Genomic DNA, 15,477 nt, shown 5'->3' with positions numbered 1-15,477 from the left:
GCAACTTTTCAAACTTACCCGGTTTCACTCCCCGACGCAAATCCTTGTCTCAGGACTCTCATCGGCAGGAAAACCAGCCCCACCACGCTCAAGCGACCTGAAGAGTCACCAAACTACGGTCTAAATTTCGGGGATTTGGCCGCCCGCGGTAACCAGCTCTTCGCTGTCTCCCTCGCGGCGACTTAGAAAACAGTACACCCGCTGCCGCCCGACCGCAAACCGTCCTACCAAGAGCATGGGATCCCCGTGTTTCCGCGGCGGAAGGGTGCGCGAGGGCACGCTGGTGAGCCTGCGCCGTCGCCATCGGTTATGTGTGCTGCCGCACAGGAACATGTCCCCCGGCGCAACGAGTGGCCGGTGCTAACAAAAACGTTTAACGCAAAGGAGGGCCAGCAACCATGCGGTTGCCGGCCCTCCTCAAGCAGCTGGAATCAACGGTGCTGGATTACCAGGAAGACTTGGTGATGCCCGGGAGCTCACCGCGGTGAGCCATGTCGCGGAAGCGGACACGGGAGATACCGAACTTCTGGAAGGTACCGCGCGGACGGCCGTCGATGATGTCGCGGTTACGCAGACGGATCGGGGAGGCGTTGCGGGGCAGCTTCTGCAGGCCGAGGCGTGCAGCTTCGCGTGCTTCGTCAGTCGCGTTCGGGTCAACCAGGGTCTTCTTCAGCTCGAGGCGCTTTGCAGCGTAACGCTCAACGATGACCTTGCGCTGCTCGTTGCGAGCAATCTTGGACTTCTTAGCCATGTGTTTAGCGCTCCTCTCGGAATTCGACGTGCTGGCGGATCTTGGGGTCGTACTTCTTCAGGACCAGGCGGTCCGGATCGTTACGACGGTTCTTACGGGTTACGTAGGTGTAACCCGTGCCCGCGGTCGACTTGAGCTTGATGATCGGACGTACGTCCTTGTCCTTTGCCACTAGAGCTTCACTCCTCGTGCCAGGATGGCGGCGACGACAACGTCAATGCCGCGTACGTCGATGGTCTTGATGCCCTTTGCAGAGACCTGCAGAGTGACATTACGGCGCAGGGACGGAACCCAGTAGCGCTTCTTCTGGATGTTCGGGTCGAACCGGCGCTTGTTGCGGCGGTGCGAGTGCGAAATGCTGTGTCCAAAGCCCGGCTCGGCTCCGGTCACCTGGCAGTGTGCTGCCATGACGACTCTCCTCTGAAAAATGAATGAAACGGCTGGCAGAGTTCTGCTTCACCGTGCGGCAGGCGGCGTCCGCATCCAGCCTCACGCGTCCGCACGTTTCAACGCCGGCGAACCGGGTTTACTGCGGCTGAATGCGATGAGCCACGAGCATCTGGCAATGGAACCACTGCGAAATGCCGGGATGCTGGGCGAATACAGGAATGCACGCAACTTGAGCCCCTAACTACCGGCCTCCAGGACTGTGAATACTGCCAACAGCCACCGCAAACCGGAGCAATTGCACACGCTCCGCGCCACCTAGCGCCAACCAAGTCTACGAGAGACGCGAATTAAAGACCAATCCGGCGGGGAACGGTGCTATAGCAGCCCCGGGAACCGCCGTCGCCAGGGCTTCCCTCCAAGACATATCCGGAAAGAAGGCTCCTCACAGCAAAGTCAAAGGCTCGGGGCGGAATCTTGAGCCATGAACACAGAGCTCCTGCCCTCCCCCGGGACCGGCACTCCGATGCGCCCCGCCCACGGGCCTGCTCCAGTTCGGGAGGCCGGCCGCTTCGCCGGCCCACACCGGCGCAGGCTCCTCCGCGCCGATGTCCTGACGGTGACGGCCTGGTCCTCGTTGGCCGCTTCGGTTGCGCTCTGGCTTGCCGACGGCGGCCTGACGGCGGCCTCCTCGCCGGCCGGCGTGGTCACGGCGCTGGGCATTGTTTGCGGCCTTGCCGGCATGGACCTCGTGCTGCTCATGCTCATGCTGGCCGCCAGGATTCCGTTCATCGACGGCGCGGTGGGGCATGACCGGGCACTGGAGTTTCACCGGAAGCTGGGGAAACCCTCGCTGTACCTGCTGCTGGCCCACGGGCTGCTCATCGCGGTGGGCTACGGCATGGCCGAAGGGCTCGACCCGGTCAGCGAAGCCGTGGCGCTCTGGGTGCTGGTGCCCGACATGTGGCTCGCCTTCATCTCCCTGGCCCTCTTCATCGCGGTTGTGGTCACGTCCCTGGTGGCGGTCCGCCGGCGGTTCCCCTACGAATTCTGGTACGCCGTGCACCTGCTCACCTATGCTGCCGTGCTCACCTCGCTGCCGCACCAGTTCAGCGTGGGCGGGCTGTTCGCCGTCGGCACCTGGCAGTGCTGGTACTGGCTCGGCATCTGCATCACCACCGGGGCCGGCTTGCTGTACTACCGGCTCATCCAGCCTGTACGGGTAACCTTCAGGCATCAGCTCACGGTTGAGCGCGTCACCTCCGTAGCTCCCGGGGTGGTCAACATCGAAATGAGCGGCCTGCAGCTCGGCTCGCTGGCCGGCAACGGCGGGCGGTTCTTTATCTGGCGCTTCCTCGCCCCGGGGCTGTGGTGGCATCCGCATCCGTTCAGTCTGTCTGCGGAGCCGGTGTGGACAGGACCTGATCGGCACGGGAGATTGCGGATCACGGTTCGTGATCTCGGCCGGGGCTCCGCCCAACTGCTGAGGCTGCGGCGCGGAACGAAGGTCGCCATCGAAGGGCCCTACGGTCTCTTCAGCTCCGCAGCTCGCAGCAAGGACCGCGTGGTCCTGATCGGCGCCGGCATCGGTATCACGCCGTTGCGGGCCCTCCTGGAGACCACCCCCTTCGCCCCCGGCCAGGCCACGGTCCTGCTCCGCGGGCATAGCAACCAGGAGCTCTACCTGGGCGAGGAAATCCTCGAACTGTGCCGGCAGCGCGGCGCCACCCTGTTCCATCTGACGGGCGGAAGGGACGCCGGCTCACCGGACAGTTGGCTTCCGGCCGCCGAGCATCGGGCCGGGTACGCCCTGGCGGACTACGTACCGGAAATCGCCCATGCCGACGTCTACGTATGCGGGCCCTCGCGGTGGGCAGGCAACGTCCTGACCGCCGCCCGCGCCGCCGGCGTCCATGAAGATCAGCTCCATCACGAAAGGTTCGACTGGTGAGAATCAGAGCAGCAGTTTCAGCCGCCGTGGCTTCGGCCGGCATCCTCCTGGTCGGCTGGCAATCAGGTGTCCATGTGGCCGATACACGCAGCGCGGCCTCGGCCGCAGCAACGGGAAATCAGGATTCGGGGACGGGAACCACGGGCAGCAGCGGCGCAGCGTCGTCGGAATCCGCGGCGTCGTCGGGAACGACCGGCAATTCCGGCACGACTGGCAGTTCCGGGACGACGGACGCATCCGGCGCGTCCGGAGCCGCCGGTGCAGCGGCCAAGGCCGGCGGCACGTACGACGGCGATCTGGTCCAGACCCGCTTCGGCACCGTGCAGGTCCAGATCACCGTGAAGTCCGGGCAGATCACCGACGTCACAGCCCTGAAACTCACCGACGCCGAGGGCCGGTCCGTGCAGATCAGCAACTATGCCGCCCCGATTCTTCGCAGCGAGGTGCTTCAGGCACAGTCCGGCGATGTGCAGACCGTGGGCGGCGCCACCGTGACCAGCGACGCCTACCTCACCTCCCTCCAGGCAGCCCTCGATGCAGCAAGCCTCTGAGACCACGCCCCCGCTCCGGGCCCGGACCTTCACCTGCATGGGAACTGTCATCAGCCTGACTGTCCCCACGGACGCTCACAAAGCACCCCAGGCGGTGGCGGATGAGCTGGACGCGGCGACCGCCGTCGTCGAACGCCTGTTCACGGAACTGGACAGCATCTTCAGCCTCTACCGCCCCGATTCGGAGGCGAGCCAGCTGGTGCGCGGCGAACTCGCTCTGCCGGAGGCATCGGCAGAAATGCGGGCGCGATATGAGGAGGCGGCCGAGTGGAGGATCCTCACCGAGGGGGCGTTCACGCCGGAACGTCCGGACGGGGCGCTGGATCTCTCCGGAATCGTCAAGGGCCACGCCATCCGGGAAGCCGGCAAGTCGTTGATGGCGCTCGGCTTGGCCAACTGGTGCTTGAACGCCGGCGGGGACGTGCTGGTCAGCGGCTCCCCCAATCCCGGCATCGATGTGCCGTGGCGGGCGGGGATCGTTGACCCGGCGGACAGGAGGACCCTGCTCGCCGGATTCCCGCTGCGCGGGGCGGCGCTGGGTTCGCCTCCGCAGAGTCTGTCTCCGGCCGGTCTGGCGCCGCTGGGTGAAAAGACGGCCGACGGCGGGACCCGGGCGGCGCTGGCCACCTCCGGTTCCGCTGAGCGCGGGGATCACATCTGGAGCGTCACGGCCGGGGCCGCGGAATTCCGTCAGGTCTCGATCGCCGCGGCGGACGTGGTCACCGCCGATGTGCTGGCAACCGCGATCGTGGCGGGCGGGGTCCCCATGCTCAACCGCGCCACCGCCATGTGGGACATCGAGGCGCTGGCCGTCCGTGCAAATGGCGAGCTGCTGGCAACGGGCGGGTTCCGGCGGTAGTTTCGGATCGACCCGGAATCGAACGGGGCGGCGGGCTTTCCCGGGATGCCTAGAGCCGGGTGAGCTGGGCGTACCTGGGCTGGAGGGTGTCACCAGAGGACTTACCCGTGACCCGCCGGACCACCCACGGTGCGGCGAATTCCCGGACCCAACGGGCGTTAGCCCTCAGAGCCTCCGCCGTGCTGAGCTCCGGGACGGGGGTCATCGGCGGGACCTCGATGGAGTGCTCGTGTTCGAGGACCGTCAGGACACGCTTGGCCATGTTCGCGTGCCCGGCGGCGGACATGTGCATCCGGTCCTTGGCCCACATGCCCCAGTCGTAGTACTCGTTGAAGCGCCAGTAGTCCACCAACAGGGCCCCGTGGTCCCCGGCGATGCCGCGCACGAGTTCGTTGTAGATGGCCGTGCGCCCCCGCATGGTGCCGAAAACCTTCGAGCCCCGCGCGTCGAAGCCCGTGAACAGCACCACGGTGGCACCCGTGGCCGCGAGCTTCCCGACGGCTTTTTCGTAATCCGCGAGCAGGTCGTCTATGTCGATCTTGGGGCGGAGAATGTCGTTGGCACCGGCGTACAGGGTCACCAGTGTGGGATTAAGCGCGACGGCGGCGTCCACCTGCTCGGCCAGGATCTGCCGCAGCTTGCGGCCGCGGATGGCAAGGTTGGCGTACCCGAAGCCGGGGTCAGCCGAGGCCAGCTGCTCCGCCACCCGGTCAGCCCAGCCACGGAGCCCGTTGGGCCGCGCCGGGTCGTCGTCGCCGACGCCCTCCGTGAAGGAATCTCCGAGGGCAACGTAGCGGGCCGTGAAATCCATGGGAGCAAGTCTGCCACCCGTTGCCGGGAGCAACCAAGACGGGTCCGTAGGGCGCAGCTGTTGCCGGGCGACTGCCTGGGTGCTGCTGCTACTGCCGCTCGCGGAGGATCCAGTGATTGCTGTCCAGACGGGCCACAATCTTTTCGCCGATGCGTGCGAGGTCCGCTACATCACGCTCAGTCAGGGCGTCGAGGAACAGCGAGCGCACGGATTCGACGTGGCCCGGTGCCAGTTCCACGATGGTGGCGATGCCCTGTTCGGTGAGGTGCGCGGTGGTGACGCGTGCGTCGCCGGGATGCGGCCGGCGTTCCACCCAGCCGCGGTTCTGGAGTTTGGTAACCACATGGGAGAGCCTGGAGAGGGAGGCGCTGGTCCGCGCCGCCAGCTCGCTCATCGGCAGGAAGCGCCCCTCGGCCTCGGAGAGCATCGCCAGCACGTTGTAGTCGAACAGCGACACCTTGCCGGCAGCATGCAGCTGGGTATCGAGCGACGCGGGCAGCATGGTGTTGATGCTCAGCAGGGCAAGCCATGCCCGGCGTTCATTGGCGTTGAGCCAGTGCGGTTCGGTCATTACTCCATCCTAGGAGAACTAACGCTTGACGGTTCAAGGCCGGTTCCGGCGGCGGCGAGTCGCCGGGTGGCGAAGGCTCTGGCGGTAGGCTGGCCGTCATGTACGTAGTTTCCCTGACCTACAAGGTTGCCCAAGAGATCGTGGACCAGCACCTGGATGCCCACGTGGACTGGCTGAAGGATGCTTTTGACGAAGGTGTCTTCATCGCCGCCGGCCGCAAGGTTCCGCGCACGGGCGGCGTGCTGCTCTCCAGGGCCGACCGGCCGACACTCGACGGGTCCTTGGCCAAGGACCCGTTCAACGTGCACGGCGTCGCCGACTTCGATGTCATGGAATTCGCCGCAAACCGCACTGCGCCGGGGTTCGAGAACCTGCTGGACTAGCCTGCGCGTCCGCGCCCGTCCGGCTCCATCAGCTTTTTCAGGCCGCCTTTGCGCGGGACCTTCACCGGCTGGGGCCAGCGGGGGCTAAGGTTGTCGCCCAGTGTGACGCCGCGGAGCTTCCGGCCAAACAGCGGTAGCACCCAGTCATTCATCCAGCGCCGCTGCCGCCTCTCCCAGTCGCGGAGTGTCATCCTGGCCGGCGGCTCCCATTCCGTGAGGCTGATCTTGTGCGGGACACCCAGATGGTCCAGAACCTGGGCCGCGAGGTACTTGTGGCCGGCCTTGGACATGTGCAGCCGGTCGGTGTCCCACATCCTGCGGTCGCGAAAGGCCTCGAAACACCAATAGTCCACGAGTACAGCCCCGTACTTGGCGGCGAGCTCCCGGACCCGCCGGTTGTATAGGGTGTTGCGCTTCTTCAGCGGTTCCAGCACCGCGGACACCTTGACGTCGAACCCCGTGAACAGGACTAGGGTGGCGCCGGTGGCCGCCAGCCGGGCCACCAGTTCCTCGTACTGGGCCAGGAGCTGGTCCATGTCCGTGCCGAAGTCCAAAATGTCGTTGCCGCCGGCATAGAGAGTGATGAGCGTGGGATCCATGGCCAGTGCCTGCTCCAGCTGCTCATCCACGATGTGGCGGAGCCGCTTGCTCCTGATGGCCAGGTTGGCGTAATGCCAGCCGGGTTCTGCCTTGGCCAGCTTCTCCGCCACGCGGTCAGCCCAGCCCCGCACCCCGTTCGGCAGCCTGGAACTCCGGTCACCCACGCCCTCGGTGAACGAGTCCCCCAAGGCAACGAACACTTGCCGCCTGCCCCGGTCCGGGAGCAAAGGAGAGACACCCACCCTGACAAAGTACACATCAGGAGCAACACCTAGGGAAACACCAGATGAACGTCACCGTCCGCGACCCGACCTTGAAACTGAGGAAGCGTCCGGGTTCAAGCGACGAAACCTGAGGAAGCATCCGGGTTCAAGCAACCGAACCTGAGGAAGCGTCCGGGTTCAAGCGACGAAACCTGAGGAAGCGTCCGGGAGGGAGCCCGGGCGGCAGGAGGCGGACCCGCCCGACACACCCAGGGTCAGAGTTCGGCTTTGCCCTGCCGCCAGTACCCCATGAACGCCACCTGCTTCCGGTCGATCCCGACGTCGCGGACGAGGTAGCGCCGCATGTCCTTGATGACTCCGGCTTCCCCGGCAATCCACGCGTAGAACGGCAGGGCGCCTGCGGGCTTGCCGGGGTTCTTCGTGGCGCTGACTGCGGCGGCATCGAGTCGTGCCGGGGTTTCCCACAGGATCTCCTGGTCAACGTTCACGTCGTCGGGCTCCGGGCCGGCGGCGTCGGCGGACTTGATGCCCACCCAGCCTGGCACGGGGACAGCCGCGCGCACCGCCTCTTGTAGGAGTTCACCGTGCGGCCGGGACCTGCCGATCGAGGCGCCGCGTGCCAGCCAGGTGATTTCGACGTCGGCCGCTGTCTCCAAATCGAGGAAGTCGCCGGCCTCCGGTACTTCCAGGAAGGCATGCCCGGTCATGTACTCGGGCAGGCTTTCGAGAACAGCGCTGATGGCGGGGACGGCCGTCTCGTCGCCGGCCAGGAGCACGCGTCCGGCCAGGCCGGGCCGCCATTCGATGCCTGAGTACGTTTCCGCGGTGACGCAGTGCGCAGCACGGTTGTTCGGCCCGATCAGGGTGAGGGCGTCACCCGGCTTGGCCGTCAGCGCCCAGTTCGCCGCCGGACCGCCGTTGCCGGCGGCGTCGAAATGCATCACGAAGTCGACGTCGACCTCCGGGTACACGCCGTCCAGCCGGGCCTGCCGGACGGTGTAGGTGCGCATGGCGCCGCGGGTGGCCGGATCCATGGCCAGCCACTCCTGGTACCAGCCGCTCTCCTCCATCCGGAACTTCGGCAGCGGAAGCCGGCTGCCGCCGTCCGGCGCCAGCGAGGGGATCATGAGTTTGATGCGCAGGTCCAGGCTGTCGCCGTGGACGCCGAAGTCGCGCAGCGAATAGCCGCCGAACGTCACGCGGCGGAAGTTCGGGCTGAGCTCCTGCACCGCCGAGACGGTGACATCAAACGCCAGTGTCATCGGCTCGGTGGCGAAGCCGGGACGGTCCCTGATGGAGGTGCGGGCGGAACTGTTCTGTACTGCGCTGTTTTGTACTGCACTGTTCTGTACTGCGCTCATGAGGCCATCTCCAGGGTCGAGATCTGAACTTTTGGGTCGGCGTGGTGCCTGCCGAGGGGGATGATCAGCGGGGTGCCGGACACCGGATCCGGCACCACCCGGGATTCCAGCCCGAAGACACTCCGGACCAGCTCCTCGGTAATCACGCTGGACGATGCGCCCTCGGCCACGATCCGCCCGGCCTTCAGGGCGATGACATGGTCGGCGTACCGCGCGGCGAGGTTGAGGTCATGCAGGACGATCGCCACCGTGGTGCCGCGCTGGCGATTGAGGTCGGTGACCAGGTCCAGCACCTCAACCTGGTGGGCGAGGTCCAAGTAGGTGGTGGGCTCGTCGAGCAGCAGCACGTCCGTTTCCTGGGCGAGCGCCATGGCGATCCACACCCGCTGGCGCTGACCGCCGGAGAGTTCGTCGACGTTCCGCCCGGCGAGCCCCAGCGTCTCGGTGGCCTCCAACGCACGCTGCACCGCGGCGTCGTCCTTCTCCGACCAGCTGCGGAAGAAACCCTGGTGCGGGTACCGCCCACGGCCCACCAGGTCACGGACGGTAATGCCGTCCGGTGCCATCGGGTGCTGGGGCAGCAGGCCGAGGGTGCGGGCCAGCTCGCGCGCCGGGCGGGAGTGGATGTCCTTGCCGTCGAGGGTGACCGTGCCGCCGGCAGGCTTCAGGAGCCGGGACAGCCCTCGCAGCAGCGTGGATTTTCCGCAGGCGTTGGCACCTAGGATCATGGTCACCCGGCCCTCAGGAATCTCTGCGGTGAGGTTTTCCACGACCCGGCGCTGATCGTACTGCAGCGTGAGGTCGCGGGCTTGAAGAACGGCCATCAGGCATCCTTTCGGTTGGACGTGACCAGGAGCCACAGCAGGAACGGGGCGCCGAGGGCGCCGGTGACGACGCCGACCGGCAGGACGGTGCCGTCCAGCAGCAGCGGGGCGGCATTGGCGGCGAAGTAGTCCGCCGCCAGGACGATCAGGGCGCCCACCAGGGCCGCCGCCGGGAGACTGGAGCGGCCGGTGAAGCGGCGGGCAATGGGGCCGGCAAGAAAGGCGACGAACGCAACGGGCCCGGCGGCCGCCGTCGCCACTGCGGCGAGCGCGACGGCGGTGAGCACCAGACCCAGCCGGGTCGCGGCCACGCGGACGCCGAGTCCCGCGGCGGCGTCGTCCCCCAGTTCGAGGATGCGCAGAGGTCCGGCCAGCAGGGCGGCTACCGGAACCAGGACCATCAGCGTCAGGGCCAGCACGCCCGCACGGTCCCAGCTGGCGGAGTTGAGCGAGCCGTTGATCCAGATCAGCGCCTCCGCGGCGGTACGGATGTCGGCCCGGGTCATGAGGAAGCTGACCATGGCGTGCAGCGCGGCAGCAATGCCGACGCCGGCGAGGACGAGGCGGTTGCCGGCGGCGTTTCCGCGGCTGCCGCCGCGGAGACCCAGGGACCCGCTGCGGGAGATGCCGTAGATCAGCGCCGCCACGGCCATCGCACCGCCGAGGGCAGCACCGGACACCGCGGCACCGGAGGCCCCGAACACCACGATGGCCAGGACGGCGGCCGCGCTGGCGCCGTAGCTGATGCCGATCACGTCCGGGCTGGCCAGCGGGTTGCGGAGCATGGTCTGGAACAGCGCACCCGAGAGCCCGAAGGCCAGGCCGATCAACGTGCCGATGACCGCCCGCGGCAGCTTGGCCTCCATCACGATGAAGCTGGCGCCGGGGATTTTCTCGCCGCCGGTGAAGTGGGCAGCGAGGATTTTGAAAAGGTCGGGGATGGTCACGGTGTAGCTGCCCAGCAGGATGCTGGCGGCCAGGAGAAGTACGACGCCGGCGGCCAGTACCGCCGTCCGGTTCAGCAGGCACCGGTTCAGCAGGCTCCTCGTCCGGTTCGAAGCGCGAACGGGCAGATAAGGCCCTGTTTCTGCGGTTTTGAGGGCATTGTCTGCCCGTTCGCGCACGCGGGTGGGGGCCCCAAGTGTCCGTTGGCGCTTCCCGGTGGTCGCGGGGTTGGCCGGGTTCGGAGTCACAGGCCTGCCCCCTTGCCGCGCCGGACCAGCCAGACGAAGACCGGCGCGCCGATCAAGGCGGTCATGATGCCGGCCGGGACCTCGCCGGGTAGCAGGATCACCCGGCCCACGACGTCGGACACCAGCAGCAGCACGGGTGCGAGCACGGCGGAGAACGGCAGGATCCAGCGATAATCGGGGCCGGTCAGGAAGCGGACGGCGTGCGGGACAACGAGGCCCACGAACCCGATGGGGCCGGCCAGCGCCGTCGCCGACCCGCACAGCAGGACGATGCCCAGCGCGGTGACGGCGCGGGCCAGGCCGACGTTCTGGCCCAGGCCGCGGGCCACGTCGTCGCCCAGCGCCAGGCTGTTAAGGACCCGTCCCGTCAGAAGCACGATCAGTGCCCCCGCGACGAGGAACGGCAACCCGGGCAGCACCACGGACCAGTCGCGCCCGGCAATGCCGCCCACCTGCCAGAAGCGGAAACGGTCCAGGGTGTCCTGGCTGGAGACCAGGATGACATTCATCAGTGAGAACAGCCCCGCGCTCAGTGCGGCGCCCGCCAAGGCGAGCTTGACCGGCGTCGCACCGTCCCGGCCCATGGAGGCAATGAGGTAAACGGCGACGGCAGCAGCAGCAGCCCCGATGAACGCGAACCAGATGTAACCGGTCAGCGAGGAGATGCCGAAGATATAGATCCCGGTGACCACGGCCAGCGCGGCGCCGGCGTTGACGCCGATGATGCCCGGGTCCGCCAGCTGGTTCCGGGCCACGCCCTGCATGGCCGCGCTCGCCAGGCCCAGCGCCGCACCGGCGAGCAGACCCAGAACGGTCCGCGGGATCCGGGCATGCACCACGGCGTGGTCGCCGTCCGCCGGGTTGAACTGGGCCAGGGCCTGCCACACGGTTTCGAGGGCCAAACCGCGGGCGCCCACGGCAAGGGAGGCGCCGCAGACAACAACGAGCACGACGACGGCGGCCAGCAGCCAGGCGGCGCGTGGCCCGGGGACCTTGCGCGCAGGCTGGGCGCGAACGGACAGTTGCGGCCCCTCAACCGCGGCCACAGGGGCTCCAAGTGTCCGTTCGCGCTGGGTAGCGGGGGCCGTCGTCGTGCTCGATGTCATGGGAAGCTGTCTACCGAACCCGGGCTAGACAGCGTCTGCGGCTTTGGCCAGCTGCGGCAGGAACGTGTCCAGCGACCACGGCAGGCTCAGCGGCGAGGAGGCCGAGATGGACAGGGTGAGCGTGTTGTCCGAGTCCGCGACCATGGCGCCGTTCTTGATCGCGGGGATCTGGCCCAGCAGCGGGTCGGCCTTGATGGAATCGGTGGTCTTGGCGTCCGGAACCCAGGTCACGAAGATGTCGGACTTGAGCTCGTTGGCCTTCTCCGCGGACCACGGGATGAAGAATTCCTTGGATCCCTTCGAGTTCTCCTCCACCACGGGGGCGAGCTTCATGCCGATCTCGCTGAGGAAGCGCGGCCGGTTGTCGTTGGCGGTGTACACGTTCACGCCGTCACTCTTGGCCGGCTCGAGGTTTCCGTAGATGAAGCTCTTGCCTGCGAGCTGCGGGTAGGCGGAAACCTTGTCCTTGACGGTGGCCTCGGTGTCGGCGATCAGCTTCGTGGCTTCGGCTTCCTTGCCCAGCGCCTTGCCGATGGTGCTCGTGGAATCCTGCCAGGAAGTGCCGTAGGCCAGCTCGGGATGCGCAACCACCGGGGCGATTTCGCTGAGCTTCTTGTAGTCCTCTTCCGTCAGGCCGGAGTAGGCACCCAGGATGACGTCCGGATTGAGCTTGGCAATCTCAGTGAAGTTGATGCCGTCAGCCTCGGAGAACTGGACCGGCCCCTTGTCCGACCCGAAGCCCGCGCCGAGCTTCTCCAGCGCAGCGTCCTTCCACGGGGTGGAGCCCTTGTCATTGCCGCCCCACTCGTTCTTGGGCACACCCACCGGAACCACGCCCAGCGCGATTGCAACGTCGTCGTTGACCCATGAGACCGTGACGACGCGCTTGGGCTGTTCCTTGATGGTGGTTTCGCCAAAGACGTGCTTGATGGTGACCGGGAACTGCGCGCTGGCGGATGAAGTGGCACTGGCTTCCGAAGCAGTGGAAGCCGGCCCTGTGGAGCACGCGGTCAGGGAGAGTGCCGCGGCACCGAGGACGGCGGTGGCCTTGCCGGCGGTCTTGAGGAGGGAGCGGCGCGTGGTGCCAACGGCAGCAGTGCCGTCTGAAACGACGGCCGACCGGCCGGGGAAGAGGGGGGAAGTCACGGAACTCCTTAGGTGAATGAAGCGAACCCAAGTAAGGCTAGCCTATCCTTCCGTAGATTACGAAAGGTTTGCATAACGTAATTGCTCCGAGTGGCCAGCCTAACTGCCGGCGCCTTGCCAGCCAAGGGTGAACAATGGTTCACTCGAAGGAGTAAACGCCCGTTCACCCTTACCGCGGGCACCTCCTCCCCCACAAAGGCTTGCCGCACATGACAGCACCCCCTGCCCCGAAACCAACCCGCAGCGCGCCCGCCATCACCACGGTCCTGGCGCTCAGTGGCACGCTGGTGGCACTCATGCAGACCCTGGTGGTGCCGCTGCTGCCCGACTTTCCGCGGATCCTTTCTGTCACGCCTGACGATGCATCCTGGCTGGTGACGGCGACGCTCCTCGCCAGCGCGGTCGCCACTCCGATCGTGTCCCGCAGCGCCGACATGTACGGCAAGCGGAAGATGATGGTCATCTGCCTGGCCATCATGGTGGCCGGTTCGGTCATGGCCGCGCTGGGCGGGACCTTCCTGTGGCTGATCATCGGGCGGGCGCTTCAGGGGTTCTCCGCGGCGCTGATCCCGGTGGGCATCAGCATCATGCGCGATGAACTGCCCAAGGAAAAGATGGGCTCCGCGGTGGCACTCATGAGTGCCACCCTGGGCATCGGCAGCGCCTTGGGACTGCCGCTCGCCGGCCTCCTCTATGAAAGCCTCGGCTGGACGTCCATCTTCTGGGTCTCCGCCGCAGCCGGCACGCTGCTGCTGCTGGCGGTTGTGCTCGTGGTTCCGGAGTCCAAGGTGCGCACTCCCGGCCGCTTCGACTACGCGGGCGCGCTGGTGCTCTCCGCCGCACTGGGATCGCTGCTGCTGGCGATTTCCAAGGGGGGCGCCTGGGGCTGGGGCTCGGAACCCGTGCTGCTGCTGTTCCTCGCGGCGGCGCTGCTGCTGGCCGCCTGGATTCCCTACGAGCTCAGGGTTGGCCAGCCCATGGTGGATCTTCGCACCACGGCGCGGCGGCCTGTCCTGATGACCAACCTCGCGTCACTGCTGATCGGTTTCGCGATGTTCGCCAACATGCTCCTCACCACCCAGCAGCTCCAGCTCCCCGGCGCTACCGGGTACGGCTTTGAACTGAACGTCATCACGGCAGGCCTCTGCATGGTGCCGTCCGGACTGGCCATGGTGGTGTTCGCGCCGGTGTCCGGAGGCATCATCCGGCGCTTCGGCGGCAAGTCCGCCTTGATGACCGGCGCCGGAGTGATGATCGTCGGGTACGTGGGCCGGGTCTTCTTCTACGACTCCATCACCTGGGTGATCATCGGCTCCACCGTGGTGAGCGTCGGAACGGCCATCGCGTATGCCGCCATGCCAACGCTGATCATGGGTGCCGTCCCGATCACGGAGACCGCCTCCGCCAACGGCCTCAACAGCCTGGTCCGCTCCATTGGCACCTCGACCTCCAGCGCCGCCGTCGCCGCAGTACTGACCTCGGTCACCATTCCGCTCGGCGCCGCCCGACTGCCCTCGTTCGACGCGTTCCGGGATGTGTTCTGGATGGCCGCGCTGGCCTCCGCCGCCTCCGTCCTCGCCGCCATCTTCATTCCCCGCACCATCACGCACCGCCCGTCCGCGCCGGCGGCAGCAGAACTGGTGGTGCAGGGGCGCGTCCTGGCACCCGACCACCGCCCGCTCACTCCCGCCGTCGTCACCGTCCTCCAGACGGCGGGCGAGCCGGTGGACTGGAGCCGCGTGGACACCGACGGCAACTATTCGGTGGCGCTGCCTGGCGCCGGGAAGTACCTCGTGGTGGCCAACGCGGCGGGCTGGGCGCCGATGGCGGAGGTCTTCGACTTCGACGGGCGCACGCTGAAGCAGAACTTCCTCCTGGAGGAGCGGCTGGAAATCAGGGGCCGGGCGGCCATCGGCAGCGAGCCCGTGACCGGCGCCGTGGTGACGCTGCTGCACGCCACCGGGGAGCATGTGGACACCGCACGGACGGACGACGACGGCGTGTACACACTTCCGCTGCCCGTCGCCGGACGCTACATAGTGGCTATGCTTCATCCCGTGACTCATCAAGCCGTGGCGCGGAAGCTCGCCGTCGACAACCGGTCCGTGACCGTGGACCTAGCAGCTGAGCGCGTCCCGCAAGGGAACGGCGCAGAGCCGGTGCGCGCATGAGCAGCCCCAGCCAGGAGTCGATCCTCACCGCGGCGGGCCGGCTGTTCGGCGAACGGGGCTACCGGGCCGTGACGGTCCGGGACATCGCCGCGGAGGCCGGGGTTTCGGCGGCCCTGGTGATGAAGCTGTTCATCTCCAAGGCCAAGCTGTTCGCGGCGGTGCAGCCGGACGAGTCGCTGCTCACCGAACTGTCTGTCCCGGCATCCGAGCTGGGCGGCGCCCTGGTCTTCCGCGTGCTGATGCGGCGGGAACGCGGCATGCACGAGCCGTGGGCCAGCATTCCGATCAATGTCCACGATGCCCCGGACCCAGATGCGGCGCGGAGCGAACTGCGCGAACGCTACCTCGGCAGCATCACACAATTGATCGGGGATGCGACGCCGGACCGCCGTTATGCCTCGACTGTCACCGCGCTGATGACCGGCTTCGGTGAAACCGTGCGGACATTGGGACTCTTCGACGGCTGGGATTTTGACGAGCTGGTGGCCTACTACGGCGGGATCGTCCAGGCCCAGATCGACGCCTGCACGGCCGCACACACGTAATCCGCTGGCCGAGCTGGGGCCACAACCGCCGGGTTCCCTGGCC

Annotated in this window: 17 protein-coding genes; 6 read left to right on the top strand and 11 right to left on the bottom strand. The window is 67.1% G+C overall.

Annotation, left to right across the window (positions count from 1 at the left end; translation table 11 throughout):
• Positions 1-445: 445 nt before the first annotated feature.
• The 3 genes from rpsN to rpmB are packed head-to-tail and all read right to left on the bottom strand — an operon-like array spanning position 446 to position 1,159.
• The gene (rpsN, locus tag J7I85_RS10405; RefSeq protein ID WP_003798555.1) at positions 446-751 is read right to left on the bottom strand and encodes a 30S ribosomal protein S14; all 306 of its coding nucleotides are present in this window, start codon (positions 749-751) and stop codon (positions 446-448) included.
• Between the two features lie 4 nt (positions 752-755).
• Positions 756-923 (bottom strand): 50S ribosomal protein L33, encoded by a 168-nt coding sequence (gene rpmG, locus J7I85_RS10400; RefSeq protein WP_003798558.1) that lies wholly within the window; start codon positions 921-923, stop codon positions 756-758.
• Positions 923-1,159 (bottom strand): 50S ribosomal protein L28, encoded by a 237-nt coding sequence (gene rpmB / locus J7I85_RS10395; RefSeq protein WP_050687447.1) that lies wholly within the window; start codon positions 1,157-1,159, stop codon positions 923-925. Before rpmB ends, rpmG begins: the two co-directional genes overlap by 1 nt.
• A 463-nt stretch (positions 1,160-1,622) precedes the next feature.
• On the opposite strand from rpmB, the gene J7I85_RS10390 reads away from it, so the two are divergent.
• The 3 genes from J7I85_RS10390 to J7I85_RS10380 are packed head-to-tail and all read left to right on the top strand — an operon-like array spanning position 1,623 to position 4,499.
• On the top strand, positions 1,623-3,089 hold the full coding sequence (locus J7I85_RS10390) for a ferric reductase-like transmembrane domain-containing protein (protein WP_214851372.1): 1,467 nt from the start codon (positions 1,623-1,625) through the stop codon (positions 3,087-3,089).
• Positions 3,086-3,640 carry an FMN-binding protein gene (locus J7I85_RS10385; RefSeq protein WP_214851364.1) on the top strand — a complete coding sequence of 185 codons (555 nt, stop codon included), beginning with the start codon at positions 3,086-3,088 and terminating at the stop codon, positions 3,638-3,640. Before J7I85_RS10390 ends, J7I85_RS10385 begins: the two co-directional genes overlap by 4 nt.
• Positions 3,624-4,499 (top strand): FAD:protein FMN transferase, encoded by an 876-nt coding sequence (locus tag J7I85_RS10380; protein ID WP_251024201.1) that lies wholly within the window; start codon positions 3,624-3,626, stop codon positions 4,497-4,499. Before J7I85_RS10385 ends, J7I85_RS10380 begins: the two co-directional genes overlap by 17 nt.
• A 49-nt stretch (positions 4,500-4,548) precedes the next feature.
• On the opposite strand, the gene J7I85_RS10375 is transcribed toward J7I85_RS10380, so the two are convergent.
• Both J7I85_RS10375 and J7I85_RS10370 read right to left on the bottom strand, forming a co-directional pair.
• Positions 4,549-5,310 (bottom strand): SGNH/GDSL hydrolase family protein, encoded by a 762-nt coding sequence (locus J7I85_RS10375; RefSeq protein ID WP_214851358.1) that lies wholly within the window; start codon positions 5,308-5,310, stop codon positions 4,549-4,551.
• Between the two features lie 88 nt (positions 5,311-5,398).
• Positions 5,399-5,881 carry a MarR family winged helix-turn-helix transcriptional regulator gene (locus tag J7I85_RS10370; RefSeq protein ID WP_214851356.1) on the bottom strand — a complete coding sequence of 161 codons (483 nt, stop codon included), beginning with the start codon at positions 5,879-5,881 and terminating at the stop codon, positions 5,399-5,401.
• Positions 5,882-5,979: 98 nt separating this feature from the next.
• On the opposite strand from J7I85_RS10370, the gene J7I85_RS10365 reads away from it, so the two are divergent.
• Positions 5,980-6,264: a YciI family protein gene (locus tag J7I85_RS10365; RefSeq protein WP_214851349.1), complete on the top strand. Its 285-nt coding sequence runs from the start codon at positions 5,980-5,982 to the stop codon at positions 6,262-6,264.
• Here J7I85_RS10365 and J7I85_RS10360 read toward each other — a convergent pair.
• The 6 genes from J7I85_RS10360 to J7I85_RS10335 form a co-directional block, all read right to left on the bottom strand.
• The gene (locus tag J7I85_RS10360; protein ID WP_214851347.1) at positions 6,261-7,064 is read right to left on the bottom strand and encodes an SGNH/GDSL hydrolase family protein; all 804 of its coding nucleotides are present in this window, start codon (positions 7,062-7,064) and stop codon (positions 6,261-6,263) included. The genes J7I85_RS10365 and J7I85_RS10360 overlap by 4 nt on opposite strands.
• Positions 7,065-7,342: 278 nt before the next feature.
• Complete coding sequence (locus J7I85_RS10355) at positions 7,343-8,350, bottom strand: siderophore-interacting protein (RefSeq protein ID WP_214851387.1); 1,008 nt, start codon at positions 8,348-8,350, stop codon at positions 7,343-7,345.
• A 95-nt stretch (positions 8,351-8,445) separates the two neighbouring features.
• Positions 8,446-9,273, bottom strand: coding sequence for an ABC transporter ATP-binding protein (locus tag J7I85_RS10350; RefSeq protein WP_214851345.1), 828 nt, complete (start codon positions 9,271-9,273; stop codon positions 8,446-8,448).
• Positions 9,273-10,298, bottom strand: a complete 1,026-nt coding sequence (locus J7I85_RS10345) for a FecCD family ABC transporter permease (protein ID WP_374102458.1) — start codon at positions 10,296-10,298, stop codon at positions 9,273-9,275. The genes J7I85_RS10350 and J7I85_RS10345 overlap by 1 nt, the downstream gene beginning before the upstream one ends.
• Positions 10,299-10,462: 164 nt before the next feature.
• Entirely contained in the window at positions 10,463-11,572 is a 1,110-nt protein-coding gene (locus J7I85_RS10340) for an iron ABC transporter permease (protein WP_214851343.1), read from the bottom strand.
• Positions 11,573-11,596: 24 nt separating this feature from the next.
• Positions 11,597-12,718 (bottom strand): iron-siderophore ABC transporter substrate-binding protein, encoded by a 1,122-nt coding sequence (locus tag J7I85_RS10335; RefSeq protein ID WP_214851341.1) that lies wholly within the window; start codon positions 12,716-12,718, stop codon positions 11,597-11,599.
• Positions 12,719-12,927: 209 nt separating this feature from the next.
• Here J7I85_RS10335 and J7I85_RS10330 point away from each other — a divergent pair, with 209 nt between their 5' ends.
• Together J7I85_RS10330 and J7I85_RS10325 are read left to right on the top strand one after the other, a co-directional pair.
• On the top strand, positions 12,928-14,889 hold the full coding sequence (locus tag J7I85_RS10330) for an MFS transporter (protein ID WP_214851339.1): 1,962 nt from the start codon (positions 12,928-12,930) through the stop codon (positions 14,887-14,889).
• Positions 14,886-15,434, top strand: coding sequence for a TetR/AcrR family transcriptional regulator (locus tag J7I85_RS10325; RefSeq protein ID WP_214851337.1), 549 nt, complete (start codon positions 14,886-14,888; stop codon positions 15,432-15,434). The genes J7I85_RS10330 and J7I85_RS10325 overlap by 4 nt, the downstream gene beginning before the upstream one ends.
• The last annotated feature ends 43 nt before the right edge of the window (positions 15,435-15,477 follow it).

The organism is Arthrobacter sp. ISL-65 (assembly GCF_018613795.1).
Taxonomy (GTDB): Bacteria; Actinomycetota; Actinomycetes; order Actinomycetales; family Micrococcaceae; genus Arthrobacter.
The sequence above is the reverse complement of the archived record's forward strand: the minus strand, read 5'-3'. Positions and strand labels throughout refer to the sequence as shown.

Bases quoted from the DNA above. Each gene is read 5' to 3' on its own strand.
- J7I85_RS10380 (WP_251024201.1), top strand. From the start codon at position 3,624: ATGCAGCAAGCCTCTGAGACCACGCCCCCGCTCCGGGCCCGGACCTTC.
- rpsN (WP_003798555.1), bottom strand. From the start codon at position 751: ATGGCTAAGAAGTCCAAGATTGCTCGCAACGAGCAGCGCAAGGTCATC.
- J7I85_RS10365 (WP_214851349.1), top strand. From the start codon at position 5,980: ATGTACGTAGTTTCCCTGACCTACAAGGTTGCCCAAGAGATCGTGGAC.
- J7I85_RS10330 (WP_214851339.1), top strand. From the start codon at position 12,928: ATGACAGCACCCCCTGCCCCGAAACCAACCCGCAGCGCGCCCGCCATC.
- J7I85_RS10355 (WP_214851387.1), bottom strand. From the start codon at position 8,350: ATGACACTGGCGTTTGATGTCACCGTCTCGGCGGTGCAGGAGCTCAGC.
- J7I85_RS10370 (WP_214851356.1), bottom strand. From the start codon at position 5,881: ATGACCGAACCGCACTGGCTCAACGCCAATGAACGCCGGGCATGGCTT.
- J7I85_RS10340 (WP_214851343.1), bottom strand. From the start codon at position 11,572: ATGACATCGAGCACGACGACGGCCCCCGCTACCCAGCGCGAACGGACA.
- J7I85_RS10350 (WP_214851345.1), bottom strand. From the start codon at position 9,273: ATGGCCGTTCTTCAAGCCCGCGACCTCACGCTGCAGTACGATCAGCGC.
- J7I85_RS10390 (WP_214851372.1), top strand. From the start codon at position 1,623: ATGAACACAGAGCTCCTGCCCTCCCCCGGGACCGGCACTCCGATGCGC.
- J7I85_RS10375 (WP_214851358.1), bottom strand. From the start codon at position 5,310: ATGGATTTCACGGCCCGCTACGTTGCCCTCGGAGATTCCTTCACGGAG.
- rpmB (WP_050687447.1), bottom strand. From the start codon at position 1,159: ATGGCAGCACACTGCCAGGTGACCGGAGCCGAGCCGGGCTTTGGACAC.
- J7I85_RS10325 (WP_214851337.1), top strand. From the start codon at position 14,886: ATGAGCAGCCCCAGCCAGGAGTCGATCCTCACCGCGGCGGGCCGGCTG.